This is a genomic window from Streptosporangium sp. NPDC004631 (assembly GCF_053601935.1).
In genome coordinates this window covers 26,155-50,145 of record NZ_JBSGCR010000003.1, presented here as the reverse complement: position 1 = coordinate 50,145, position 23,991 = coordinate 26,155, and the positions used below count along the sequence as shown (strand labels likewise).

Here is a 23,991-nt window from a genome sequence, read left to right as displayed (position 1 = left end):
CGGTGGTTTCTGTGGCGTGTGGGCGTGTAGTCGGGTTCCGTGGTGGATGGTCGTACGGATCTCCTTGTCGGCGCGGAGGGGGATCGGTTGACGCGCTGAGGCCGTTGGGGTCCTGTTGAGGTCAGGGTGCGGTCCGGCTGAGGGTAGACTTTTCGATGGCCTGTTACTCACAGGCCAACTTCGCATGCCCCTTCGAGAATCGTCCCCTCGGTCCGGGTGAGAGCCCGGCAGGAGCCGGTTCGGAGCATCAGGGCGGCGACCGCGGGTCGCCGCGCCAACCGAGAACAGCGCCCAGAGATGGGCGCTCCGACCTGGAGGACAATCACATGTCCACCCCCGTCGTCACCATGCGGCAGCTGCTGGAAAGCGGCGTCCACTTCGGTCACCAGACGCGTCGCTGGAACCCGAAGATGAAGCGCTTCATCTTCACCGAGCGCAACGGCATCTACATCATCGACCTCCAGAAGTCGCTGGCCTTCATCGACAGGGCCTACGACTTCGTCAAGGAGACCGTCGCGCACGGCGGCACGATCATGTTCATCGGCACGAAGAAGCAGGCCCAGGAGGCCATCGCCGAGCAGGCCGCCCGGGTCGGCATGCCGTACGTCAACCAGCGCTGGCTGGGTGGCATGCTCACCAACTTCTCCACCGTGCACAAGAGGCTCCAGCGTCTGAAGGAGCTTGAGGAGCTCGACTTCGACAACGTGGCCGCGTCGGGGCTCACCAAGAAGGAGCTCCTCATGCGCCGCCGCGAGAAGGAGAAGCTGGAGCGCACCCTCGGCGGCATCCGCGACATGTCCCGTGTTCCCAGCGCGGTGTGGGTCGTCGACACCAAGAAGGAGCACATCGGGATCAGCGAGGCCCGCAAGCTCAACATCCCGGTCGTCGCGATCCTCGACACCAACTGCGACCCGGACGAGGTCGACTACCCGATCCCGGGTAACGACGACGCCATCCGCGCCGTCGGCCTGCTGACCCGCGTCGTCGCCGACGCCGTCGCCGCCGGCCTCATGGCCCGCGCCGGTGCCGGCCGTGGCGACGACAAGCCGGCCGTCGCCGGTGGCGCCGAGCCGCTGGCCGAGTGGGAGCAGGAGCTGCTCGCCCGGGTTGAGACCGCCCCGGCCGCCGCCGCTGCCGAGGCCCCCGCAGCCGAGACGGTCGAGGCCGCCGAGGTCGTCGAGGTGGCTGAAAGCGCCGAGGCCGCTCCGGTCGCCGAGAACGACGCCGCCGAGGCCGAGGCTCCGGCCGCCGAGGTCGCGGACGCCGGCAAGTAGGTCCAGGCCCTTCTCGTACGGCGCAGCCGTACGACCCGCAAGGCCCTTTCCGGGTGGGTGCGCTCGTCACGAGCGCACCCACCCGATCCACGACGATTCCCACGAGGAAAAGACAATGGCTTCCGTGAACATGGCCGACGTCAAGCGGCTTCGTGAGCTGACCGCCGCCGGCATGATGGACTGTAAGAAGGCTCTTGAGGAGTCCACCGGCGACTTCGACCGCGCCGTCGAGCTCCTGCGCCTCAAGGGCGCCAAGGACGTCGGCAAGCGTGAGGCCCGCACCGCCTCCAACGGCCTGGTCGCCCTGAAGCAGGACGGCGACTCCGCCGCCGCGCTGCTTGAGCTCAACTGCGAGACCGACTTCGTCGCCAAGGGTGAGCGTTTCCAGGAGCTCGCGGCCCAGGTCGTCGCGCACATCCTGGCCGCCAAGCCGGCCGACGTGCCCTCCCTGCTGGAGTCCGAGCTCGACGGCAAGACCGTCAAGGAGCACCTGGACGAGGCCAACGCCGCGCTCGGCGAGAAGATCGAGATTCGCCGGTTCGCGCTGCTTGAGGGCGGCTTCGTCGGCGCCTACATGCACAAGACCGACCCGCAGCTCCCGCCGACGGTCGGCGTGCTCGTCCAGCTCGACAGTGCGAACGCCGAGGTCGCCAAGGACATCGCCCAGCACGCCGCCGCGATGGCCCCCAAGTACCTCAGCCCCGGCGAGGTCCCCGCCGACGTCATCGAGAAGGAGCGCGCGCTCTTCGAGGAGATGACCCGCGAGGAGGGCAAGCCCGAGGCCGCCGTCGGTAAGATCGTCGATGGCCGGATCAACGGCTGGTACAAGGACTTCACCCTGCTTGAGCAGGCGTTCGTCAAGGACAACAAGAAGTCCATTGCGAAGTTCGCCGACGAGAACGGTGTTCAGGTCCAGGCCTTCGTCCGCTTCAAGGTCGGCCAGGCCTAGGTTTGACCCAGCTTCTCTCATCAGAGTGCTAAACGAGGAGGCCGCCGCCGTGCAGGAGAATCCAGGACCCGCTACGTCGGCGGTTTCGTCGTATTCGGGTCCGCTCCGCTGGAAACGCGTCATGCTGAAGCTGTCCGGCGAGGCTTTCGCCGGCGGTGAGCCACTGGGCATCGATCCCGGCGTCGTCGGCCATCTGGCCGACTCGATCGCCGAGGCGGTCCGCGAGGGCGTTCAGGTCTCGGTCGTGGTCGGCGGTGGCAACATGTTCCGCGGCGCCGCCCTGTCCGAGCGGGGTATGGATCGCGCCAGGGCCGACTACATGGGCATGCTCGGTACGGTCATCAACTGCCTGGCCCTCCAGGACTTCCTGGAGAAGCGCGGCATCGACACCCGCGTCCAGACGGCGATCACCATGCAGCAGGTCGCCGAGCCCTTTCTGCCCCGCCGCGCCATCCGCCACCTTGAGAAGGGGCGCGTGGTCATCTTCGGGGCCGGGCTCGGCTCGCCCTTCTTCTCCACCGATACCTGCGCCGCGCAGCGCGCGCTGGAGATCGGCGCCGAGGCGTTGCTCAAGGGCACCCAGGTGGACGGTGTCTACGACGCCGACCCCCGGAAGAACCCCGATGCCGTCCGGTTCGACCACCTCGAATATGGTGAGGTGCTGACCCGTGGTCTCGGCGTCATGGACGCCACCGCGATCAGCCTGTGCATGGACAACGGTCTGCCGATCGTGGTCTTCGACCTCATGGGTGAGGGCAACATCCTGCGGGCGGTGCGTGGTGAGAAGATCGGCACGCTGGTGAGTCCGGCAGGGAAATAGGAAGCGAGCCCGACCGCGGCGAGCAGAGCGGGGGCGATACGTGTCCGCCGGGGGAGTGCCTCCGGTGGGAGGACACCCCGCGAAGCCGCCGGGGAACGGCGCGCGACCCAAAAGACGGGGAGCGAGCCTGACCACGGTGAGCGGAGCGGGGGCGACGCGTGTCCGCTGGAGCGTGCCTCCGGCCGGAGAACACCCCGCGAAGCGAGTGTGCAATGGTGAGTGACCGAGAAGGCAGGGAGCCGCTGTGATCGACGAAACCCTCCTCGAAGCCGAGGAAAAGATGGAGAAGGCCGTTGTGGTGGCGAAGGAGGACTTCGCAGCCATCCGCACAGGCCGAGTCACCCCGTCGATGTTCAACAAGATCAGCGCTGAATACTACGGGACACCCACTCCCATTCAGCAGCTGGCCTCGTTCCACGTCCCCGAGGCTCGCATGGTCATCATCCAGCCCTTCGACAGGAGCTCGATGGCCGCGATCGAGAAGGCGATCCGCAACTCCGACCTGGGCGTCAACCCCGGCAACGACGGTCAGGTCATCCGGGTGGCCTTCCCCGAGCTGTCGGAGGAGCGCCGCAAGGAGTACATCAAGATCGCCCGGACCAAGGCGGAGCAGTCCAAGGTCTCCATCCGGAACATCCGCCGCCATGCCAAGGAGACCCTCGACAAGATGGTCAAGGACGGCGAGGCCGGCGAGGACGAGGTGCGTCGCGCCGAGAAGGAACTCGACGACCTCACCCAGAAGCATGTCGCCAAGATCGATGAGCTGCTCAAGCACAAGGAAACCGAGCTGCTCGAAGTCTGAGCCGTGATCCTTGTCCCGTGCGGGTCCTTCCGCGCGGGACAGGGATTTCGCGTATGAGAGTAGGACCCCTTGGAATCTGCGGCGGGCGGTAGCCGAACCGGCCGGAACCTTCCCGTCGCGATCGCGGTGGGCGCCGGTCTGGGAGCGGTCATCATCGCCTCCCTCTATCTCGTCAAGGTGCTCTTCCTGGCCGTGCTGATCGCGGCGGTGGGCATCGGCGTGACGGAGCTGGTCAGATCGTTCGAGGCCAGGGACATCAAGGTGCCGATGATCCCGGTCCTGGCCGGGATGGCCGCCATGATCGTCGGCGCCTACCTGGGCGGGGCCGCCTGGCTGCTGGGCGTCTTCGCGGCGACCGCGCTGGTGATGATGGTCTGGCGGATGTTCCAGGGCACCGAGGGCTACGTCCGGGACGTCTCGGCCACCCTCCTGGTCACGATCTACCCCTCCATGCTCGCCGGGTTCGTGGCGCTTCTGCTCGCCGATCCGCGCCACGGCGCGGACCTGGTGGTCGTCTTCATCGCCACCACGGTCGCGAGTGACATAGGTGGATATTTCGCAGGAATATCCCTCGGTAAGCACAAGATGTCCCCGCTGATCAGCCCCAAGAAGACCTGGGAGGGCTTCGCCGGGTCGGCGCTGGCCTGCATGGCCGTGGGAGGCTGGCTGGTGGCGTGGCTGCTGCACGGCGCGGTCTGGAAGGGCGTGCTGGTCGGCGCGGTCGTGGTGGTCTTCGCCACCCTCGGAGACCTCGTCGAGTCGGTGATCAAGCGGGACCTCGGCGTCAAGGACATGGGCAGCGTGCTCCCGGGCCACGGCGGTCTGATGGACCGCCTTGACTCCCTCGTCGCCGCGCTGGTCCCGGTCTGGGCGCTGCTCACTCTCTTGCTCTGAGCCCTCACGCCCTGGGCTCCGCAGGGTCCCGAGCTCCGCGGGGGCCCGGCCCGGAGGTTTCGCCTTCTCGCCGTGCGCGGGGCCGGTCCTGACCTGGAGCCCCATCCCCCACCGCGAGCGGGGCGGCTGTCACCGGCACCGAGGCCCTGCCGCGGATGACTCACCTCCTCGCCGCGAGCCGGGAAGGTCCGGCCCGGCGGCCTCACCCTCCCGGTGTGAGCCGGTCGGCCGACAGCCGGGGAAGCAGCGCCCGGTAGTCGGACTCGGCGACCAGGCGCAGCTCCTCCGCGGTGATCGGGACCAGCCAGAGCCACTGCACGGCCTCCCCTCCGAAGGCGAAGCCCGACAGGTCGGGCAGGCCCGGCAGCCCGGTCAGCATGACGACGCCGCTGTAGCCGGAGCCCAGCGGGAACGTCTCAGGACGGTGATACCACTTCGCGGTGTGCCCGTGGCCCAGCCAGGTGACCGAGTGCCAGGGATACTGGCCCAGCCACAGGAAGAGCCTGGCCGCGTCGCGCGGGTCGCCGGGGGTGGCCACGGCCAGCTCCACCCGGGCGTGGGCCTCCGGCTGCTCGATGTACTGCTCCACGGTGGGCATTCGCTGGCAGCTCATTCCCACGGTGGACAGGATCGTGTGCTCGCGCCCCCGCTCCGGCGGCCGTTCGGTGATGCCCACCGTGGGCATCCGCTCGCCGCCCGCGTCCCAGAACCTGCCCGCCGTACCGATCTTCCGGTCCAGATGACCCATCACGAACTGCTGGAACGTCGCCCAGGTGCCGTCGCCGCCACGCCAGTCCCAGTAGGCCCGCGCCTTGGCCAGCCGGGGCGCCAGCCCCTCCAAGGCGTCCTCCAGCGACCAGGCGAAGGGCCACTCGCCCACCGCGTCGAGGGAGTAACCCGGCATGTCCCTGCTCATGTCGGCCCAGCCGGGAATGACCGCCAGCAGCTCGTCGTTCTCGTACAGGGCGACGCCGTCGCCCTCCTCGAACCAGAGCGTCCGCAACCCGGCCGGCGGCGGCCTGCCGCCGGGACGCCGGGTGTTCGCCCGGGGAGCCACCGGGGGCAGCCCGGAGGCCAGGCGGTCCGGGTCGGCGGTCTCCGGGGCCTGGCCGTGATTGGCCAGCCACACGGCTCCGTGCACCGTGCCCTCCGGCCCGCACAGGTAAGCTACCGATGAGGTCTCGTCGCCTTCGACCACCAGGGTGCGGCTCCCATAGGGATTGACGTCGGTGAGCACGATCTCGACGCCGTCTCCCCGCTCACCCCTGGAGCGGATTGTCGCCATACCTCCGGACTCTAGAGCAGGGGCGAGCGCCGCTCCGAGTATTCGCACAACCGTCGAGAGAAGGCTTTTGGACGTGTCGACTGCCAGCCCGACCGGGGCCCCCGTACCCGGCCAGCTCACTTTTGTGGCGCCCCGCAGGGCCAAGCCCGCGCGTCACCTGGCCGACCTGACCATGGCCGAGCGCCGGGCGGCCGTCGCCGAGCTGGGCGAGAAGCCGTTCCGCGCCGACCAGCTCTCCCGGCACTACTTCGAGAAGCTCAACGGCGACCCCGAGCTCATGACGGACCTTCCGGTCGCGGCCAGGGAGAAGCTCGCCACCGCGTTCTTCCCCAGGCTGCTGACCTCCGTCCGGGAGATGACGACCGACGGCGGCACCACGCGCAAGACGCTCTGGCGGCTGTTCGACGGCGCGCTGGTCGAGTCCGTCCTCATGCGCTACACCGACCGCACCACCATGTGCGTGTCCTCCCAGGCCGGCTGTGGCATGAACTGCCCGTTCTGCGCCACCGGCCAGGCGGGCCTGACCCGGAACATGACCACCGCCGAGATCGTCGAGCAGGTCGTCGCCGGAGCGCGGGCCCTGGCCGCCGGCGAGGTCCCGGGCGGTCCCGGCCGGGTCGGCAACGTGGTCTTCATGGGCATGGGCGAGCCGCTCGCCAACTACCGGGCCGTGATCGGAGCCGTGCGCCGGATGGTCGAACCCGTCCCCCACGGCCTGGGCATCTCCGCCCGGGGCGTCACGGTCTCCACCGTCGGCCTGGTCCCCGCGATCGGCAAGCTCGCGGACGAGGGCCTGCCGGTGACGCTGGCGCTCTCCCTGCACGCGCCCGACGACGAACTACGTGACACCCTGGTTCCGATCAACACCCGCTGGAAGGTCGCCGAGGTCCTCGAAGCGGCCTGGGGATACGCCGCCAAGACCGGGCGCCGGGTCTCCATCGAGTACGCCCTGATCAAGGACATCAACGACCAGGAGTGGCGGGCCGACCTGCTGGGCAGGTTGATCAAGAACAGGCTCGTGCACGTCAACCTGATCCCGCTCAACCCGACCCCGGGTTCGAAGTGGACCGCCTCCCGCCCCGAGGACGAGCGGGCCTTCGTCCGCCGCCTGGAGTTCCACGGCGTCCCGGTCACCGTCCGCGACACCCGGGGCCGCGAGATCGACGGCGCCTGCGGCCAGCTCGCCGCCGCCGAATAGGCCCGGTTCAGGTGGGAACGGCGTAGGAGACGACGCCGGTGAGGGGGGACGGCCGGTGCCGCTTCCCCTCCGTTTCCCAGCCGGTCGTCTCCGCGGCCGTCCGCGCTGACTCAGAGGTCCTTCGGAGGCGGAACGGTGGTCAGGCCGGGCTCCGCCGGGGCGCGGGCGGTGTAGTCACGGGCGTCGTCCCGGCGGTTGGGCACGGCGTTCAGCACGGTCCCCACCAGGCGGGCGCCGACGGCGGACAGCAGGTCCAGCGCGCGGGCGATGTCCTGCCGGCACGGCCCGCCGTACCCGGCCACCAGCAGTGTCCCGTCGCAGATCGCCGCGAGCGCCGCCGCGTCGGTGACCGACAGCAGCGGCGGCGTGTCGACGATAACGATGTCACAGGCCCCGGCGAGTTCGTCGATCAGCAGGCGCATCGGCGGGGAGCTGAGCAGTACGCTCGGGTTGGCCGGCAGCGGCCCGCTGGGCAGTACGGACAGACGGCCCGTCGGCCCGTCCCACCGCCGTGTCACCGTGGGCGCCTCGGCTCGACCGGCCAGAACGTCGGTCAGTCCGGGCCGGTCGCCGACCTCCAGGTAGTCGCCGACGCTCGGCCGCCTCAGGTCACCGTCGATCAGGGTTACCCGCCACCCCGCCTCGGCCAGGGTGACGGCGAGGTTTCCGGAGACCGAGGAGACGCCCTCGCCGGGGAGGCAACTGATCACCACCAGCGACCTGGGCCTGTGCTCTGCGTCCATGAACTGAAGGTTCGTCCGCAGAGTGTTGAATGCCTCGGCCCGGGTGGAGGGTCGGTCGCGTCCGGTGATCAGCGGGTACCGCCGGGCGCTCTGCTCGTAGCCGATCTCTCCCAGCACCGGTACCCCGGTGGCCTGCCGCAGCCCCTCATGGGTCTTGATCGTCGTGTCCAGCAGGTCTCTCGCGATGATCGTGCCTCCGGCGACCACCAGGCCGATCAGCGCGCCCAGCGCCACGTTGACCGGCAACCGGGGTCTGACCGGCGCGGACGGCACCTGCGCCCGGTCGACCACCGAGACGCTCACCCTTGCTCCGTCCGGATACTGAGCGGGGCGTTCGAGGTCGTCGATCAGTTCCGCGAAGGCTCGGCTGAGGGAATCGGCCAGCTGCGCCGCGCGGTGTGGATCGCCGTCGGTGACGGTGGCGCGCAGCAGCACGGTGTCGGGTACGGCCTCGGCCACGATGTTCTTACGCAGCTTCTCCACGTCCCCGCCCCCGGCGATGGCCTGGAGCACCCTTCTGCTGGTGAGCAGGTTCGCGTATGACTGCATGCGCTGCTGGGAGAGCAGGGCGGCCTGGTAGGCGGTGACCGTGCCCCCCTCCTGGTTGCTGGCGGAGACCATCATGGAGACACTCGCCGCGTAGGCCGGGGGCATGACGGCGGTCAGGGCCAGCGCCGCCACGATGGACAGCGCCAGTGTTCCGGTGATAAACGGCCAGTTCTTCCGTATGAGCCACAGATAGGAGAGCAGATTCACTGCGGAACTCCGTCTCTCGGGATGGTTGCCGGCGGGAAACGGTGGTGGCCGGAACGAATTTGCTGACACCTATTCCGCTGGTATCGGGTATTCGGTGTTTACCGCGTTTTTCGTGCGCCTGCCGCCGATTGCTCACCTGGCCACACCCGGCGTTGCATTCGTGGTGTGATAGATCGACTGCGATACGTTATAGATCATCGCTTGAGGGCTCCCAGGCAACACGCTGTGTGTGAGCACTCTTTGCGGCGAGATTGACACGGATGAGGAAGGCGTCGAGGCGGTGAAATACCGGCCGTGGTGACAGGAACTGTGCCGCCGAAACGGCCTTTGCCGAATTCCGTCATCATGTCGGCGATATTCGCCGTGCCTTTCCTCATCGCCGGAATGATGTGGTACCCCTGGCCGACGGTCGCGGTGATTCTCGGACCCTGCGTGCTCGCGTTCGTATGGCGTCCGTGGCGCGGCGGGCTGCTCCTGCCGCCGCTGGCCGTCGTCGGCGGCGTGGTGGGGCTGCCCTGGTGGACCACTCCGCTGCTGGCGTTCGTGACGGCTGTCATGTGCCTGAGGTTCCCCGCGCGGGTCAGGGGTGGCCCTGAGCATGTGATCGTGGCGCTCCTCGCCCTGCTGCTGGTGGTCAGCTGGGTCTTTCCCGCCGGAGCGCGGGCCCCGGACTACGACGCCTTCCACAACATGGCGCAGGTGGTGGCCGGACTGCTGGTCCTCGCCGTCTCCGCCGCGGCGCCGCCCTCTCCACGCCGGCTCCTGACGGCGATCGTGATCTCCGGTACGGCTGTCGCGGTTGCGGCGCTCTTCGTCGGCGACGTTCAGACCGGGAACCGGCTGCAGGGGTTCGGGCTGAACCCGAACTATCTGGGGGGCCTGCTGGTCTTCCCCACGGTGGTCTCCTTCGCTGTCGCGGCTCTCCGGCGCGCGCCGCTCTGGGCGACTCCCGGCGTGATCACGCTGTCCGCGCTCATCGCCACCCAGTCACGGGGCGCGCTGTTCGCGGCCATGGCCGGCCTGGCGGCCGTGGCGCTGCTGCGCGGCTCGCGCCGTGCCCGGTTCCTGCTCGTACCGGCGATCGTGGCCATGACGGTGGGGGTCGCCGCCGCGCCCGGGACGCTCAACGTGAGCGGCGTCCGCAGCATGACCGAGCTGGAGCGCAACAACGAGGTCAGGGGGGAGTCCGCCGTCCTCGCCGTCCGGCTGGCCGCCGAGTACCCACTCCGCGGAATGGGCTACGGCAGCTTTCCCGGGCAGGCCGCCCGCTCCCCGGAGCTGGGCATCTTCATCAACACGCACAACGACTACCTGCGGCTGGCCGCCGAGGCGGGCATCGTCTCGGCGCTGCTGCTGGCGCTGGTCATCTGCCGGGGGATCCGCCGGGCCGAGGGCGCGCACGGGCACATTCTCGCCGGGGTGGTGGTGGGTTACGCGGTCGTGCTGCTGTTCGGCAACCCGCTGGCGAATCTGATGGTCAGCACGTCGGCCTGGGTCTGTCTGGGGGCACTGCTCGGCGCCCGGCATTCCGGAGCGGCATACGAGGCACCGCCCGGGACATCGCCGCGCCCGCGCGTATGACCTCGTTCTCCTCCACCTCACGACATGTGGAGGCGGGCCTGGCCGTGACGGGTACGTGTTCCGGCGGGGCCGGGTCAGTCGGCGCGCAGGAACCCGCGGAGCCGACCGATGATCTCGCGCGTCTCGGCGGCACCCGGGCTCAGCCGTCGCAGCGGAACCCCCGTCGAGCGTGCGAACCAGCCCACCTGGGTCGCGGCGAGTGCCGTGTAGGCGGCCGTGGACGCCAGGGCACACCCCGCGACGCCCATCCCGGGGATCAGCAGGATGTTCAGGACGAGGTTCACCAGCAGCGCCCCGCCGTACATCAGCGAGGTGAGAACCGGCAGGTTGAGGCGGAGCAGGTAGACCGCGGCCGGGCGGGTGGCCGCGATGGCCGCCAGGCCCGGCGCGAGGACCAGCATCGGGGTGACGCACTCGGCGAAGGCCGGTCCGGCGGCGGCGATCACCAGGAACGGGCCCGCCAGGCAGAACAGGACGATCGACACGGCGGCGAGGAGAACGGTGATCCGGATCGTCCGCGCCGTGTACGCCGCGGCCGTCTCCTCGCTCGACTCCATCTGCCGGGGCAACGCGACCTGGGCCACCGCGTCGGTCATGGCCCGCAGAAGCTCGGCCGGCGTCACCGCCATGGAGTAGATCCCCACCGCCGCCGACGTGCTCATGGCGTTCAGGATCAGGACGTCGAGCCGGAGCAGCAGAAAGTGACAGACGGAGCCCAGATGGTAACGGAGCCCGCGCGACAGCGTCAGGCGGACCAGCAGCGGGTCGCGCGGGCGGCACACGGGCAGGGACGGCAGCAGCAGCATGAGGTTCGCCGCGGTGGAGACGGTCCAGATGATCACGACCCATTCGACGGTGAGACGCCCGAGGAGCCCGAGCGTCACCAGCGCGGAGCACTGGAGCGCCGCCCCGGCCAGCGAACCCCGGTTGACCACCCCGGTCCGGGCGTGCAGGACGTGAACGTTGTTGACGTAAACGATCGCCATCATGAGAGGCACCGCGGCCAGGCCCCAGACCAGCGAGGACCGGTCCGCGGTGGGCACCGTACCCGGACCGGTAAGAAGCAGGGCGGCGAACGCGGCCACCGCGCCCACGGCGAGTCCCAGCCACGGGGCGTTCGCCGTGATCGCCGGGCGGTTGCCCTCCTGTGCCCACAGGGCCGTCTGCGACTGCTCCACCGACAGGTTCCCCATGGCCGTCGCCGTGGTCGCGATGGTGACGATCACCCAGTAGGCGCCGCGGTCACCCGGCCCCAGGGCGCGGGCCACGATGACACTGGTGAGGCCCCCGGCCACGACGAGCGTCAGGCGGGTGAGGAGCAGGTGGGCCAGGCGGGTGGCGGCTCCGTCCCGCTGGTGTCCGGTCGCGGTGGGAGGGACCGCCGGAGCGCTCACGCGGGCCGCTGTTCCGGATGGCCGCCCGCGGTCGGACGCATGGGAGAGTGGGTCCGGTTCCGGATCATTCCGGCCACCGGGAGGCCGGGAAACGCCACCGAGCCGGCGAACGGTTGCCGAAGTGCCTGGCCGGGGGAGAGGTGGTGAGGGCCCTCTCCGGATTCCCCCCCGAGGGAGGAGACGGCTCCCGCTATCTCGCGCATCGCTTCTCCAGGAGGCGCCGGTAGAGAGCCAGGTGCCGACCGATCATGGAGTCCAGGGAGAGGTTGTCCAGCGCCCAGGCGCGGGCGGCGGTGCCGAGCGAGGCCGCCAGAGAGGGGTCGTGCAGTACGCGCTCCAGGGCGTCGGCCAGCGCCCGAGGGTCCGCCGGAGGCACCAGCAGGCCGCGCCCGCTCAGCAGTTCGCGGGTCCCGCCCACCTCGGTGGCGACGATCGGCCTGCCCGCCGCCATCGCTTCCATGATCGCATTGCTCATCCCCTCGTAGAGTGAGGCGAGTACCACCGCGGACGCCCGGTTCATCAGGGCCTTGATGTCCCTGCGCCGGCCGAGAAGGCGCAGGTCCACGCCGTAGCCCGCCGCCTGTCGTAGGAGGGTGTCGCGTTCGGGACCCTCTCCCGCGAACACCAGCGTGCACGGTGTGCCCCGGGTGGCGAGCAGGGCGGCGGCCTCGACGAGGAAGCGGTGCCCCTTGTGCGCGTTCAGGCCGGCCGCGCAGAACAGGACCGGCAGATCGGTGACGATCTGGGCCGTCGTGCTGGGGAGGAAGGCGGCCTCGGGCAGGCCGTTGTAGATCACGCTGAGTTTCCGGGGGGCGATGCCCTCCACCGTCCTGGCGTCCTCGGCGACGGCCGCGGCGTTGGCCACCACATGCCGCGTCAGCCGGGTGGTGACGTGCTCCAGCGCGTAGACCCAGCGGCTGTCCCGCTTGAAGTCGCTCAGGCTGCGCCGTCCGGCCACCACGACAGGAACCCGGGCGAGCCGGGCGATCGGCGCGCCGATCACATAGCCGTGGTACAGAAAGGCGTGCAGTACATCCGGCCTGAGCCGCCGTAGCAGTCTGACGAGGCGTGCTGCCGCGAGCAGGTTGTGGGGGAGGAACTTAAGGGTGGAAAACCCTCTGAACCCGGCATGGTGCACGGGGACACCCGCGAGGTCGAGTTCATCACGGTAGGGGCCGCCCGAGTGCAGCGTCACCACATCGACCGCCACGCCGCTGCGGATAAGACCCATGGCCAGGAGGAAGACCTGTTTCTCGGTGCCGCCGAGCCCCAGCTGTCCGATCAGCAACAGGACACGGCGCGGTCCGCCGGGCGCCGCTCTCGTGAGCGGGACCACCATCCGACTACTCTTCACTTTCGTGATCTTACTTTCGGTGATCAGCGGTTGCGGGCGGGGAACCGTGATAACCGGCGGGCGTGTCGGCCTCGGTCCGGTGAACACGGCCGTGCCCGAGATGGTCTGTCGGGGGTGGTCGTGTCGGGGGGGGCGTCCGTCGGAGACGGCCGCGGCGAGGCAGGTTCACCGTCCTACGGCCGTGCGCGGGGTTGTCCGCTGTAGAAGCCGGATCAAAGGGCCGGATCAGGGGCGGGTACGGCGCAGCCGTACATAGACGGTCATCCCCGCCGAGGCCCAGAAGAGTGTCGCGGCGGTGAGCGGGAGCAGGGCCGCGTCGAGTCCGCCGGTGTTGGCCGCGCGCATCCACGGCATGATCGGCACCGTGAAACCGCCCACCGGAGTCAGGCTGAGCAGCAGCATGGCGAGATAGCCGCCGAACAGCACCAGCAGCGAGACGGCGGGGGAGGGCATGATCGGCTTGCTGGTCAGCGCGCCCAGGGCCGTTCCGACGCTCAGGCCGAGCAGGTGCAGTCCGATGCCGAGCAGCAGGTCACCCGGGGTCGGCAGGGCGGTGAAGCCGTGGACCAGGGGCAGCGCCACCGCGATCGCCGTCAGGCCGAGGTTGACGGCGAGGGCGGCGAGCAGCCCGGCCCTCACCTCCCGGCCAGGCCGACCGGCGGCCGTCATCGAGATCAGCCGTTGGGTGGGCGGCTCGGTGTCGAGCAGACTCCGGGCGGCCCAGGCGAAGACGAGGATGAGCAGCCCGGCCGAGTCGCCGTAGGAGGACAGCTCCTTGCCCGCGGGGATGGGCGAGGAGTAGAAGACGACCATCATCGCGAACAGTGCGATCACCGGCTGGAGCAGGCGGTGCGACCGCGCGTAGGCGGCCAGCTTGAAGCGGACGAGGGGGATCATTTTCCTCCGGCCTCCTCCACCGCGGAGACTTTCGGCAGCGGGGAGGAGGTCACGCCGTCCACCGTGCGGTCCGCCGGGTGGTGTAACCGTCCGCCTGGAGCCGCTGCTCGACCTCGTCGGCCCGGTCGGCGTCGACGAGCACCTCTATGACCGCCTGCCGGGGCCGTTCCCCGGCCTCGACGGCGACCGTGCCACCGCCGACCAACCAGTGCTCGGCGCCGGGGAAGGTGTCAAGCTGATTCTGATGGTCGCTCACCACGACCGTTCCGCCGGCCGCCGCGATCTCGCCGATGATCGCGGGGAGTTCGCCACGGGTGTGCGCGTCCAGCCCGGCGAAGGGTTCGTCCAGGATCAGCAGGTCCGGCCGGGCCAGCAGCGACTGGATCAGCCCGACCTTCTGGGCACTGCCCTTGGACAGGTCGCCGAGCTGCCGGGCCAGCAGCGGGGCCGCGTCCAGCCGCCCGGCCAACTCTCCTATCCCCTGGGGCGAGACCTCCCGGATTCCGGCCAGATGGGTCAGGTAGGCCATGACCGTGAACGGCTGGTTCACCGGGAAGACATCGGGGGCGTAGCCGACGGTCCGGGGCTGTCCGGAGATCGAGCCTCTGGACGGCGGGACGATCCCGGCCAGCAGCCGCAGCAGCGTTGACTTACCGGCACCGTTGCGGCCGGTGACCTCGACCACGGAACCGGGACGGAGCGCGAGCTCGACGTCCCGAAGAACCCAGGGATCCCGGCGGGAGTACCGGAAGCAGACCTCGGAGAGCCGCATGTGTGGAAACCCTACCGTGATCACCCATTCTGTCACCGACACTTTTCCGACCCCGGAGAGAGGGTGCGGGTCCCACCGAGACCTCCGGCGGGTCCTGGTCGCCCTCGCGGACCGCATGGACGGGGATGCCCGGCGATCCCGTGGTCAGGGCCGGGTGGCCCACCTCCCGGGCATGGTGATCTGGACACGGTGGAGTCTGGTCGGGTACGGCGACGCGGAACGGGGGAAGGCCGCGCTGCCGTACCGGCTCTATGGGGTGGGCCGACTCACCCGGTTCCGCAGTCGGCCCAGCCCAGCCCAGCCCAGCCCGGTCTGGTCTGGTCTGGCTCAGCTCGACTTGACCCGGCTGAGCCTGGCGTGAGCCGCCCCGGTCATATCGGGTCCGCGCGGAGGGGCTGCGGCGGGTGGGGGTAGGGGTGCTGGGCGCGGAGCCGGGCGTAGTAGCGGGCGACCCGGTCGGCGGCCTGTTCCGGTTCGCTCGCCCGGTGGGAGGCGTAGATCGGCCGGTGCCACCGGGTGTCCCAGCCCTCGCACCACCAGAGGCGGTCGCCGTTGGACCAGACCACCAGGCCCGCCCAGACCGAGACCAGCGCCAGCCCGTACCCGCCGTGCACGTCCACCGCGATCCCGTGGCGCGTCAGCGCGTGCCGCAGCCTCTCGGCCGCCCGCACCGCCGGGCACGGGCCGGGAACCGGCGCCGTCACGTCGCCCTCTTCGGACCGGCGGCCAGGATCAGCTCCACCACCTTCTCCGGCCGCTCCTCCCCGACCGTCCGAGGATCGGGGGCATCGCGCAGGCAGACCAGGTAACAGCCCGGCCGAGGCCCGACGGTCACCGTCGCCTCGCGCCACCCCCGGGAGCCGGACACGATCAGCTCGGGCGGATACCGCTCCGTCCACGACCGCAGGGCGGGCCGGTCCGGCCAGACCACGCCGTCCATCCGATTGGCGTAGAGCCCGAGGCCGATCGTGTGGTGACAACGTGCCCGGATTCCCCGCTCCTGGAGAAGCCGCTGCACCACGGCCAACGCCCTGTCCTGACTTTCCGCCGTGGCCTCATCGACGGGAAGTGGAACAGCCTTAAAGTTGCCCAAGGTCGCACCTCCATTATGCGATTGAGGGACCCGTACGGTGTGTCAGCGCCTGCGGGTCCCGCCTTTTGGGTCCTCCCATGACATCGCCTTATCTGTACGCGCGGACAGGGAGGAATAGGGGAGACTGGGGGAGAGAACAATCCTGGATACCGTCCGAGGTGCCATAATGGATGAAATGTCGGGCTGGGCGTTGCGGTTGCGCGCTGAACGACGTAACCGGCTCTGGTCGCAGAAGCAGATGGCCCGTGCGCTCGCCGAAGCGGCGGACGAACGTACCCGCGCCCATATGCCGACTCGGGAGTCTCTGGCCCGCATGATCAAGGACTGGGAGGCGGGAAGGCATCAGCCCAAGGATCCATATCGTCTTCTCTACTGCCGCGTATTCGACCTGAGTGAAGCCGAACTTTTTCACAATGGGGACATGCCATCGCGTAAGACCCCTGCCCAGGTGCTTGCGGGAATAATGCCGGACGACAATCCTCTCGCCCAAATTCCCGTTCAGGCGGGCCGCCGGGTTGACATGAGCACAGTCAAAGATCTCTCCGCGCGCATCCACGCTTTGAGGCTCGCCGATGACGTGTTTGCTGGAAGTGACCTGATTCAACCGGCTTTCCGCGAACTTGACGCGGCGGTGCGGCTCTATCGCAGAAGCACACACACCGAGGATGTGGGTCGAGCTCTGCTCGGGAACATAGGTGAGCTGGCGCAGATCGTCGGCTGGATCGCCAGTGACGCGGGCCAGAACGAACAGGCCGTACAGACCTATCACCTCGGTGCCTGTGCGGCGAGGGAGGCCGGTGACGGCACCCTTGAGGCTAATATCCTCGGGTCTCTGGCCTACCAAATGGCCGATGTGGGTAACGCCGAAGAAAGTGTTGTAATCGCCTACGCGGCCCTGCGCGCAGCCGGCCCCCACGCATCCCCGCGTATACGCGCGCTGTCCTGGGATCGCGTCGCCTGGGCACATACTCGCGCGGGAGAGGCCCAAGCCGCAATGAAGGCGCTTGGTGAGGCGACTGCGGCTCTGGTCGGTGACGTCGGAGACGACGAGCCCGCCTATCTGTACTGGGTGAACGCGGACGAGTTGCAGATCATGGAAGCGCGCGCCTACACCGAACTGCGACGCCCGCTACGGGCCGTTCCTCTGCTTAGCGATGTGCTCAGCCGGTACGACGCCACGCACGCGAGAGAACTCGCGCTGTATCTGTCATGGCTCGCCGTCGCCCTTGTCGATGCCAACGAACCCGAGGAGGCGGCACAAGCGGCCCAGCGAATGCTGGACCTTTCCACGGTTGTCACCAGCGATCGGACTACCCGGCGCGCTCACGTGGTCTTGGCACGGCTGAAACCGTATGCGGACGTGCCTCAGGTGCAGGATCTCCTGAGTAGGTATCCGATAGGCGCTTGAGGGGAAATGCGCTCTTGATTCACCCCAGAGGGAAACCCGGTTCATGGGTACTCGTTTTGGGATCCAGGGAAATCACGCTGGCGAGGACGTGAATGCGCCGCTCGTGCCAGGGCAGGCTTGGGAGGTAAGACAACGAAGCGACGCACGTTCATCAAGAGCGCGGCGCTTGCCGCAGGAGTCGGGTTGACCGATGGGACGGGACAGCCGGACCAGAGCGCGACAGCTGTTGCGCTCCTGCGTGACGCCCTCATTCCCAACGCCCACGCCTCGGCGGTCACCTCCACGCCCGCATCGTTTGCCCGTGCTCTCACCCGTGCCCGGAGAGATTTCACTGCCGCCCGCTATACCGATCTCGCCGACAGTCTTTCCGAGTTGATTCTCGTTGCCCGCGGTGCCTCAGACCCGGCCGACCTGGCTACGGCCGCACAGGTCTACCATCTGACGACCCGAGTGTTGATCAAGCTGGGCGCCTCGCCGTACGCGTGGATCGCCGCACATCAGGGAGAGCAGGCTGCGCGCGCCGGTGGCGATATCCGGGCCATTGGCGAAGCACGCCGAGATCTGGTCAGTCTTTTTCATCGAGCCATGGATTACGGCAAGGCGCGGGACATCACGGCGAGTACGGCGGAGCTGCTCCGCCCCCGCCTCTCCTCCGCCTCTGCCCCCGCCTGGGGCGCATATGGAGCGCTGATGTCCACGGGTGCCATTGCCGCGGCTCGACTGGAAGACCGTGACAGCGCGCTCGGAATGCTTGAGGAGGCTGAAGAAGCCGTGCGACATGCGCCTAAGCTCGTTCTCAGCCTTGGCCATGTGGTCACTTACAAGATCGGTGTATCTATTGTTCTCGGTGATGTGGGAACCGCCATAGAACGCGCCAAGAAAGTTGGTCCGGAAGAGATTCCGACCTTGGAACGCCGCGCCAGTTACTACACGGGAATTGCCGAGGCATACACCGTTTGGGGAAAGACCGATCGTGCGGTGCGTGCATTACTGATCGCCGAGAAAGTCGCCCCTTCGGAGATGCGGCGGACGGGTTCCCGGAAGGTGATCGCCGATCTTCTTCACCGGGACCGCCACAGCAGACTTTCCGGTTTGCGTGCTCTCGCGCGTCGCTCCGGGGTGAGCCTCTGAACGACTCCTCGGCCTCATCCCCCGTCCTTCGAAGACGGGGAGGATGGGAGAGGCGCGTGACCGAGTACTGGCTGTCCACTCCACCGCTCGACTGGTGACATGACGGGTCAGGGCCACACCTACGGTGACGTCCGCGAGGCCCTCTCTCGATTCGGTCGCCCGGTCGCTGCTGATCTTGGAAGGCCTCGCTCCGTCTCGCCCTCGCGCCACGGCGTGGACCCGGACACCGCGAGACGGCTCACCCGGGTTCGTCTACGAGACCCAAAAAGATTCGGACGGCGATGTCGAGAACTCATGACCGGCTCCGTCCCCGTGGTGAACGCGACCACAATGGGTCGCACCAGCATCGAGGAGAAACACGATGGCCAAGTATTTGCTGCTCAAGCACTACCGCGGCGCCCCGGCTCCGGTCAACGACGTGCCCATGGAGCGGTGGACGCCGGAGGAGATCTCGGCCCACGTGCAGTACATGCACGACTTCGCGGCCCGGCTGGAGGGGACCGGCGAGTTCGTCGACAGTCAGGCACTCGCCCCCGAGGGGATGTTCGTCCGCTACGACGGCGAGGGTCGCCCGCCGGTCACCGACGGCCCGTTCGCCGAGACCAAGGACCTCATCGCCGGCTGGATGGTGATCGACGTCGACAGCTACGAGCGCGCCGTCGAGCTGGCCGGGGACCTGTCGGCCGCCCCCGGGGCGGGTGGGAAGCCGATCCACGAGTGGCTTGAGGTGCGCCCGTTCCTGACCGCGCCGCCCACCATCACGGAGTGAGCTCCGAGGTGAACGAGGTCCTGCTCCGGAGCCTCACGCCGAGCGTGCTCGGAATCCTCGTCCGCCGCGGAGCCGACTTCGCGGCGGCCGAGGACGCCGTGCAGGACGCGCTGGTCGAGGCGGTCCGCGTCTGGCCGGCCGACCCGCCGCGGGACCCGAAGGGCTGGCTGGTCACCGTGGCCTGGCGCCGGTTCCTCGACGCGACCCGGGCGGACGCCGCCCGCCGCCGGCGTGAGGACCTCCTCGACGAGGAGCCGGCGCCCGGGCCCGCGCCCGCGGTGGACGACACGCTCCGTCTCTACTTCCTGTGCGCCCACCCGTCGCTGACACCGTCGTCCGCGGTCGCGCTCACACTGCGCGCCGTTGGCGGGCTGACCACCCGCCAGATCGCCCAGGCATACCTGGTGCCCGAGGCGACCATGGCGCAGCGCATCAGCCGGGCCAAGCGCACCGTCTCCGGCGCGCGGTTCGACCGGCCCGGCGACGTCGCCACCGTGCTGCGCGTCCTCTACCTGGTCTTCAACGAGGGCTACTCCGGCGACGTCGACCTCGCCGCCGAGGCCATCCGGCTCACCCGGAAGCTCGCGGCCGCGATCGACCATCCCGAGGTGGCGGGACTGCTCGCCCTCATGCTGCTCCACCACGCCCGGCGCGCCGCCCGGACCGCGCCCGACGGCGGCCTGGTGCCGCTCGCCGAGCAGGACCGCGGCCAATGGGACACCGAGTCGATCGCCGAGGGCGTCGAGATCCTGCAGACGGCCCTCGCCCGCGACCGGCTGGGCGAGTTCCAGGCCCAGGCCGCCATCGCGGCACTCCACGCCGACGCGCCCACCGCCGAGGAGACCGACTGGGTGCAGATCGTCGAGTGGTACGACGAGCTCGCGCGCCTGACCGACAGCCCGGTCGTCCGGCTCAACCGCGCGGTGGCCGTCGGCGAGGCCGACGGACCGCGCGCCGGTTTGGCGGCGCTCGCGGCGCTGGACAGCTCACTGCCTCGCCGCGCCGCGGTGGCGGCGTACCTCCACGAGCGCGACGGCGACCTGGCGACGGCGGCACGGCTGTACGCCGAGGCGGCCCAGAAGGCACCCAACCTCGCCGAGCGCGACCACCTGACGCGCCAGGCCGCCCGGCTCAACGCCCGCCTGTGCCGCTGACGGATCGCGCCCGGATTTTCCCGCAGCACTTGGAGGAGCTGATCGTTTTCGGGCGGCTCGTGCCAGGCGAGTACGGAGAGCGGATCTCCTGTGGCCGTACCGCGGCCGAGGCCTGGATCGGCTTTGGCCGCTCCCACGACGTCTCCGAGGACGCGGTCGCCCGGCATGTCACCGACGATGTCCGGAAGGCCCTGACCGCCGCGGGCCGGTATCTCGGCTTCGGCCCTCTTCCGCCGATCTCCGCCCTCGGGTGAGGCGCCGCGGGGACGGCCGGGCCTCCGCGCCGGCAGCGTGCCGCTTGACCGCCGGAACCCCTTGGCCCCTCGTCTGACCTGCGCCCTCGGTCAGCCCGCCGTACAGGATCCGCCGTGCGGACAGGCGCTACAGGGCGGACGGTCAGCGGGTGCCCCAGGAGTAGGTCTGTTTGTGTAGTTTGAGGTAGACGAACGTCTCGGTGGCGCGGACGGTCGGGATGGCGCGGATCTTGCCGAGGATCTCCAGGAGATGCTGGTCGCTCTCGCAGACCACCTCGACCATGATGTCCAGCGACCCGGCGGTCAGCACCACGTAGTTGATCTCTTTGATGCTCGCCAGCTCGTCGGCCACCACCTCAAGGTCGCCCTCGCACTTGATACCGATCATGGCCTGGCGGGGGAAGCCCAGGGTCAGCGGGTCGGTGACGGCGACGATCTGCATGACCCCGTTGTCGAGCAGACGCTGGACCCGCTGGCGTACGGCGGCCTCGGACAGGCCGACCGCCTTTCCGATGGCGGCGTACGGCTTGCGCCCGTCCGACTGCAGCTGCTCGATGATCTGTTTGGAGATCTCGTCGAGGACGACGGGGCCGGACTTGGCGTTGTTCTCACGGCGTACCTTGGGCGGCGTCGTCATCCGCACTCCCTGGCCTCATGGTCTGTGGGCGCTGCCGCCGGGTGACGGCTCCGATGCGTCATGCTGTCAGTTCTTCCACCTCTGTCAAGCGATTTCGTAGCAATTTGGTATATTAACAACGAAATCCCTTGTCCTGAGGTCACTTCTCTGTAAGAGTCGCGACAACTCAGCCCAATCCCCTAGGAGGTCGACGGTGACCACCCCGGTTGAGAACACCGAGTTCCCCCGTCTGCGCAACTATGTCAACGGTGAGCTCGTGGACGCCAGGAGCGGCCGGTTCTCCGATGTCATCGACCCCTGTACCGGCGACCCCTACCTCCAGGCGCCCGTCTCCGGCCCCGAGGACGTCGACGCAGCCTACGCCGCGGCGGCCGCCGCCTTCGAGTCGTGGAGTCAGGTCACGCCGGGCGAGCGCGCCAACCTGCTGCTCAAGGTCGCCGACGCGATCGACGCCAGGGCCGGGGAGCTGAACGAGGCCGAGTGCCGTAACACCGGCAAGCCCTGGGCCCGGATGGCCGAGGACGAGACCCCGGTGGCGGCCGACCACTTCCGGTTCTTCGCGGGCGCCGCGCGGACGCTGGAGGGGCCGACCTCGGGAGAGTTCCTCGCCGACCACACCTCCGTCATCCGGCACGAGCCGATCGGCGTGGTGGGCCAGGTCACGCCCTGGAACTACCCGATGATGATGGCGGTCTGGAAGATCGCCCCCGCGCTCGCCGCGGGCAACACCGTCGTGCTCAAGCCCTCCGACACCACCCCGGTCTCCACGGTCAAGCTGGCCGAGATCGTCGGGGAGATCCTGCCGAAGGGCGTCTTCAACGTCGTCGTCGGCGACCGCGAGACCGGTGCCCTGGTCGTGGGTCACCCGACCGCGCAGATGGTCGCGATCACCGGTTCGGTCGGCGCCGGAATGGCGGTGGCCAGAGCGGCCGCCGACGACCTCAAGCGGGTCCACCTGGAGCTGGGCGGCAAGGCGCCGGTCATCGTTTTCGACGATGTCAGGGACCTCAAGGCCGCCGCCGAGACGATCGCCACGGCGGGCCTCTACAACGCCGGTCAGGACTGCACCGCGGCCTGCCGCGTGCTGGTCCACCAGGACGTGCACGACGAGTTCGTCGCGGCGCTCACCGAGGCGGCCGGGAACACCGTGACCGGTGACCTGTCCAACGAGGACGCCCTGTACGGCCCGCTCAACAACGCCGCCCAGCTGACCCGGGTCGCGGCCTTCTTCGACCGGGTCCCCGGTCACGCCAAGGTCCTGACCGGCGGCCACCGGGTCGGCGACAAGGGGTACTTCTTCGCCCCCAGCATCGTGGACGGCCTCCAGCAGGACGACGAGATGGTGCAGAACGAGATCTTCGGCCCGGTCATCACCGTGCAGACCTTCTCCGACGAGGCCGACGCCGTGGCCAAGGCCAACGGCGTGCGGTACGGCCTGGCGAGCTCGATCTGGACCTCCGACCACGGCCGGGCGATGCGGACGTCGAAGCGCCTCGACTACGGCGTGGTCTGGGTCAACACCCATATCCCGTTCGTGTCGGAGATGCCGCACGGAGGCTTCAAGCACTCCGGCTACGGCAAGGACCTGTCGGTCTTCGGCCTCCACGACTACCTCCGCGTCAAGCACGTCATGCACTACATCGGCGAATAGCCGCGAACAAGAGGGATAGGCCTGGTATGACGAAAATCCAGGCGGGCACGGAGGCGGCCCTCACCGCCTCCGACTCCCCCCCGGTGCCCGCCATCGAACTCACCGGAGTCGTCAAGGAGTACCTCGCCCATGGGGAGGTCGTCCAGGCGGTCAAGGGGGTCACGCTGGCCGTGGCCGAGGGGGAGTTCTTCTCGCTCCTCGGCCCCTCCGGCTGTGGCAAGACCACCACCATGCGTATGATCGCCGGATTCGAGGATCCTTCGCGGGGGACGGTGCGCCTGCACGGCAGGGACGTCACCGACGTCCCCCCCAACAAGCGCGACGTGAACATGGTGTTCCAGTCCTACGCGCTGTTCCCGCACATGAACGTCTGGGAGAACGTCGCCTTCGGTCTCAGGCGCAAGAGGGTGGACGGCGCCGAGATCAAGCGGCGGGTCGGCGAGATGCTGGAGATCGTGGACCTCACCGGGCGTGAGAAGCGCCGCCCGCGTGAGATGTCCGGCGGCCAGCAGCAGCGGGTGGCCCTGGCCCGCGCCCTGGTCAACAACCCCCGGGCGCTCCTGCTGGACGAGCCGCTCGGCGCCCTGGACCTCAAGCTCCGCCAGGCCATGCAGATCGAGCTCAAGCGGATCCAGCGCGAGGTCGGCATCACCTTCGTCTACGTCACCCACGACCAGAGCGAGGCGCTCACCATGAGCGACCGCATCGCCGTGATGAACGACGGCCTGGTCGAGCAGCTCGCCGCGCCGCGCGAGATCTACGAACGTCCGGCCACCGCGTTCGTGGCCGGTTTCATCGGCACCTCCAACCTGCTCAGCGGCACCGTGGACCGGGTCGTCTCCGGCTGCGCCGTACTGAAGGTGGGGCAGGAGGGCCGGATCCTGGTGGCGGAGAGTCCCCGCCAGGTGGGGGACCCCATCGCGGTCACCGTGCGCCCGGAGAAGATCACGATCTCCACCGAGGAGCCGGCGGGGGAGGTCAGCGCGGTGCGCGGCACCGTCTCCGAGGTGGTCTACCTGGGTCTTTACAACAGCTACGCGGTGGGCCTCGCAGATGGCGCGGAGATCACCGTCTTCCAGCAGAACGCGCTCGACAGTACGAGCACGGCTGAACGCGGCGACGCCGTCTGGCTGTCGTGGCAGTCGCGCCACTCGTACGCGATCGGAAGTTGAGTA

The 23,991-nt window shown here is 69.1% G+C and carries 24 protein-coding genes; 15 read left to right on the top strand and 9 right to left on the bottom strand.

The features are described 5' to 3' along the window. The first annotated feature begins 326 nt into the window (after window positions 1-326). The 5 genes from rpsB to ACWEF2_RS03535 all read left to right on the top strand — a co-directional run bounded on the left by rpsB (window position 327) and on the right by ACWEF2_RS03535 (window position 4,739). Window positions 327-1,274: a 30S ribosomal protein S2 gene (gene rpsB / locus ACWEF2_RS03555; protein ID WP_453811527.1), complete on the top strand. Its 948-nt coding sequence runs from the start codon at window positions 327-329 to the stop codon at window positions 1,272-1,274. 115 nt (window positions 1,275-1,389) lie between these two features. Beyond that, on the top strand, window positions 1,390-2,223 hold the full coding sequence (gene tsf / locus ACWEF2_RS03550; protein ID WP_453811525.1) for a translation elongation factor Ts: 834 nt from the start codon (window positions 1,390-1,392) through the stop codon (window positions 2,221-2,223). A 121-nt stretch (window positions 2,224-2,344) separates the two neighbouring features. Continuing rightward, window positions 2,345-3,043, top strand: a complete 699-nt coding sequence (gene pyrH / locus ACWEF2_RS03545) for a UMP kinase (RefSeq protein ID WP_355595469.1) — start codon at window positions 2,345-2,347, stop codon at window positions 3,041-3,043. A 244-nt stretch (window positions 3,044-3,287) separates the two neighbouring features. Further along, a complete protein-coding gene (gene frr, locus ACWEF2_RS03540; RefSeq protein WP_453811522.1) occupies window positions 3,288-3,845 on the top strand; it encodes a ribosome recycling factor in 558 nt (185 codons plus the stop codon). A 69-nt stretch (window positions 3,846-3,914) separates the two neighbouring features. Then, on the top strand, window positions 3,915-4,739 hold the full coding sequence (locus ACWEF2_RS03535; protein WP_453811520.1) for a phosphatidate cytidylyltransferase: 825 nt from the start codon (window positions 3,915-3,917) through the stop codon (window positions 4,737-4,739). Between the two features lie 202 nt (window positions 4,740-4,941). On the opposite strand, the gene ACWEF2_RS03530 is transcribed toward ACWEF2_RS03535, so the two are convergent. Beyond that, window positions 4,942-6,024 carry a suppressor of fused domain protein gene (locus tag ACWEF2_RS03530; protein ID WP_453811518.1) on the bottom strand — a complete coding sequence of 361 codons (1,083 nt, stop codon included), beginning with the start codon at window positions 6,022-6,024 and terminating at the stop codon, window positions 4,942-4,944. Between the two features lie 73 nt (window positions 6,025-6,097). Between ACWEF2_RS03530 and rlmN the strand changes: the two genes are divergently transcribed. Beyond that, the gene (gene rlmN / locus ACWEF2_RS03525; RefSeq protein ID WP_453811516.1) at window positions 6,098-7,222 is read left to right on the top strand and encodes a 23S rRNA (adenine(2503)-C(2))-methyltransferase RlmN; all 1,125 of its coding nucleotides are present in this window, start codon (window positions 6,098-6,100) and stop codon (window positions 7,220-7,222) included. A 110-nt stretch (window positions 7,223-7,332) separates the two neighbouring features. Here rlmN and ACWEF2_RS03520 read toward each other — a convergent pair whose 3' ends face one another. Beyond that, window positions 7,333-8,721, bottom strand: a complete 1,389-nt coding sequence (locus ACWEF2_RS03520; protein ID WP_453811514.1) for a polysaccharide biosynthesis tyrosine autokinase — start codon at window positions 8,719-8,721, stop codon at window positions 7,333-7,335. A 363-nt stretch (window positions 8,722-9,084) separates the two neighbouring features. Between ACWEF2_RS03520 and ACWEF2_RS03515 the strand changes: the two genes are divergently transcribed. Further along, window positions 9,085-10,302 carry an O-antigen ligase family protein gene (locus tag ACWEF2_RS03515; protein ID WP_453811512.1) on the top strand — a complete coding sequence of 406 codons (1,218 nt, stop codon included), beginning with the start codon at window positions 9,085-9,087 and terminating at the stop codon, window positions 10,300-10,302. Between the two features lie 74 nt (window positions 10,303-10,376). Here ACWEF2_RS03515 and ACWEF2_RS03510 read toward each other — a convergent pair whose 3' ends face one another. The 4 genes from ACWEF2_RS03510 to ACWEF2_RS03495 all read right to left on the bottom strand — a co-directional run bounded on the left by ACWEF2_RS03510 (window position 10,377) and on the right by ACWEF2_RS03495 (window position 14,719). Beyond that, entirely contained in the window at window positions 10,377-11,696 is a 1,320-nt protein-coding gene (locus ACWEF2_RS03510) for a lipopolysaccharide biosynthesis protein (protein WP_453811510.1), read from the bottom strand. Between the two features lie 190 nt (window positions 11,697-11,886). Continuing rightward, entirely contained in the window at window positions 11,887-13,035 is a 1,149-nt protein-coding gene (locus ACWEF2_RS03505) for a glycosyltransferase (protein ID WP_453811508.1), read from the bottom strand. 240 nt (window positions 13,036-13,275) lie between these two features. Continuing rightward, window positions 13,276-13,947, bottom strand: coding sequence for a hypothetical protein (locus ACWEF2_RS03500; RefSeq protein WP_453811506.1), 672 nt, complete (start codon window positions 13,945-13,947; stop codon window positions 13,276-13,278). 49 nt (window positions 13,948-13,996) lie between these two features. Next, window positions 13,997-14,719, bottom strand: coding sequence for an ATP-binding cassette domain-containing protein (locus ACWEF2_RS03495; RefSeq protein WP_453811504.1), 723 nt, complete (start codon window positions 14,717-14,719; stop codon window positions 13,997-13,999). A gap of 154 nt (window positions 14,720-14,873) precedes the next feature. On the opposite strand from ACWEF2_RS03495, the gene ACWEF2_RS03490 reads away from it, so the two are divergent. After that, the gene (locus ACWEF2_RS03490; protein ID WP_453811502.1) at window positions 14,874-15,080 is read left to right on the top strand and encodes a hypothetical protein; all 207 of its coding nucleotides are present in this window, start codon (window positions 14,874-14,876) and stop codon (window positions 15,078-15,080) included. A 10-nt stretch (window positions 15,081-15,090) separates the two neighbouring features. Here ACWEF2_RS03490 and ACWEF2_RS03485 read toward each other — a convergent pair whose 3' ends face one another. Beyond that, window positions 15,091-15,423 (bottom strand): hypothetical protein, encoded by a 333-nt coding sequence (locus ACWEF2_RS03485; protein WP_453811500.1) that lies wholly within the window; start codon window positions 15,421-15,423, stop codon window positions 15,091-15,093. Then, window positions 15,420-15,812, bottom strand: coding sequence for a hypothetical protein (locus ACWEF2_RS03480; protein WP_453811498.1), 393 nt, complete (start codon window positions 15,810-15,812; stop codon window positions 15,420-15,422). The genes ACWEF2_RS03485 and ACWEF2_RS03480 overlap by 4 nt, the downstream gene beginning before the upstream one ends. Window positions 15,813-15,978: 166 nt before the next feature. Between ACWEF2_RS03480 and ACWEF2_RS03475 the strand changes: the two genes are divergently transcribed. From ACWEF2_RS03475 to ACWEF2_RS03455, 5 genes are all read left to right on the top strand, one after another. Further along, window positions 15,979-17,220, top strand: a complete 1,242-nt coding sequence (locus ACWEF2_RS03475; RefSeq protein ID WP_453811496.1) for a transcriptional regulator — start codon at window positions 15,979-15,981, stop codon at window positions 17,218-17,220. Window positions 17,221-17,403: 183 nt separating this feature from the next. Continuing rightward, on the top strand, window positions 17,404-18,351 hold the full coding sequence (locus ACWEF2_RS03470) for a hypothetical protein (RefSeq protein ID WP_453811494.1): 948 nt from the start codon (window positions 17,404-17,406) through the stop codon (window positions 18,349-18,351). 361 nt (window positions 18,352-18,712) lie between these two features. Further along, a complete protein-coding gene (locus tag ACWEF2_RS03465) occupies window positions 18,713-19,120 on the top strand; it encodes a YciI family protein (protein ID WP_453811492.1) in 408 nt (135 codons plus the stop codon). Between the two features lie 8 nt (window positions 19,121-19,128). Then, the gene (locus ACWEF2_RS03460) at window positions 19,129-20,274 is read left to right on the top strand and encodes an RNA polymerase sigma factor (RefSeq protein ID WP_453811490.1); all 1,146 of its coding nucleotides are present in this window, start codon (window positions 19,129-19,131) and stop codon (window positions 20,272-20,274) included. Window positions 20,275-20,303: 29 nt separating this feature from the next. After that, window positions 20,304-20,528 (top strand): hypothetical protein, encoded by a 225-nt coding sequence (locus ACWEF2_RS03455; protein WP_453811488.1) that lies wholly within the window; start codon window positions 20,304-20,306, stop codon window positions 20,526-20,528. Window positions 20,529-20,670: 142 nt separating this feature from the next. Here ACWEF2_RS03455 and ACWEF2_RS03450 read toward each other — a convergent pair whose 3' ends face one another. Continuing rightward, complete coding sequence (locus tag ACWEF2_RS03450) at window positions 20,671-21,165, bottom strand: Lrp/AsnC family transcriptional regulator (protein ID WP_355599858.1); 495 nt, start codon at window positions 21,163-21,165, stop codon at window positions 20,671-20,673. Window positions 21,166-21,358: 193 nt separating this feature from the next. Here ACWEF2_RS03450 and ACWEF2_RS03445 point away from each other — a divergent pair, with 193 nt between their 5' ends. Next, window positions 21,359-22,816, top strand: coding sequence for a gamma-aminobutyraldehyde dehydrogenase (locus ACWEF2_RS03445; RefSeq protein ID WP_453811485.1), 1,458 nt, complete (start codon window positions 21,359-21,361; stop codon window positions 22,814-22,816). Window positions 22,817-22,842: 26 nt separating this feature from the next. Continuing rightward, on the top strand, window positions 22,843-23,988 hold the full coding sequence (locus ACWEF2_RS03440) for an ABC transporter ATP-binding protein (protein WP_453811483.1): 1,146 nt from the start codon (window positions 22,843-22,845) through the stop codon (window positions 23,986-23,988). The last annotated feature ends 3 nt before the right edge of the window (window positions 23,989-23,991 follow it).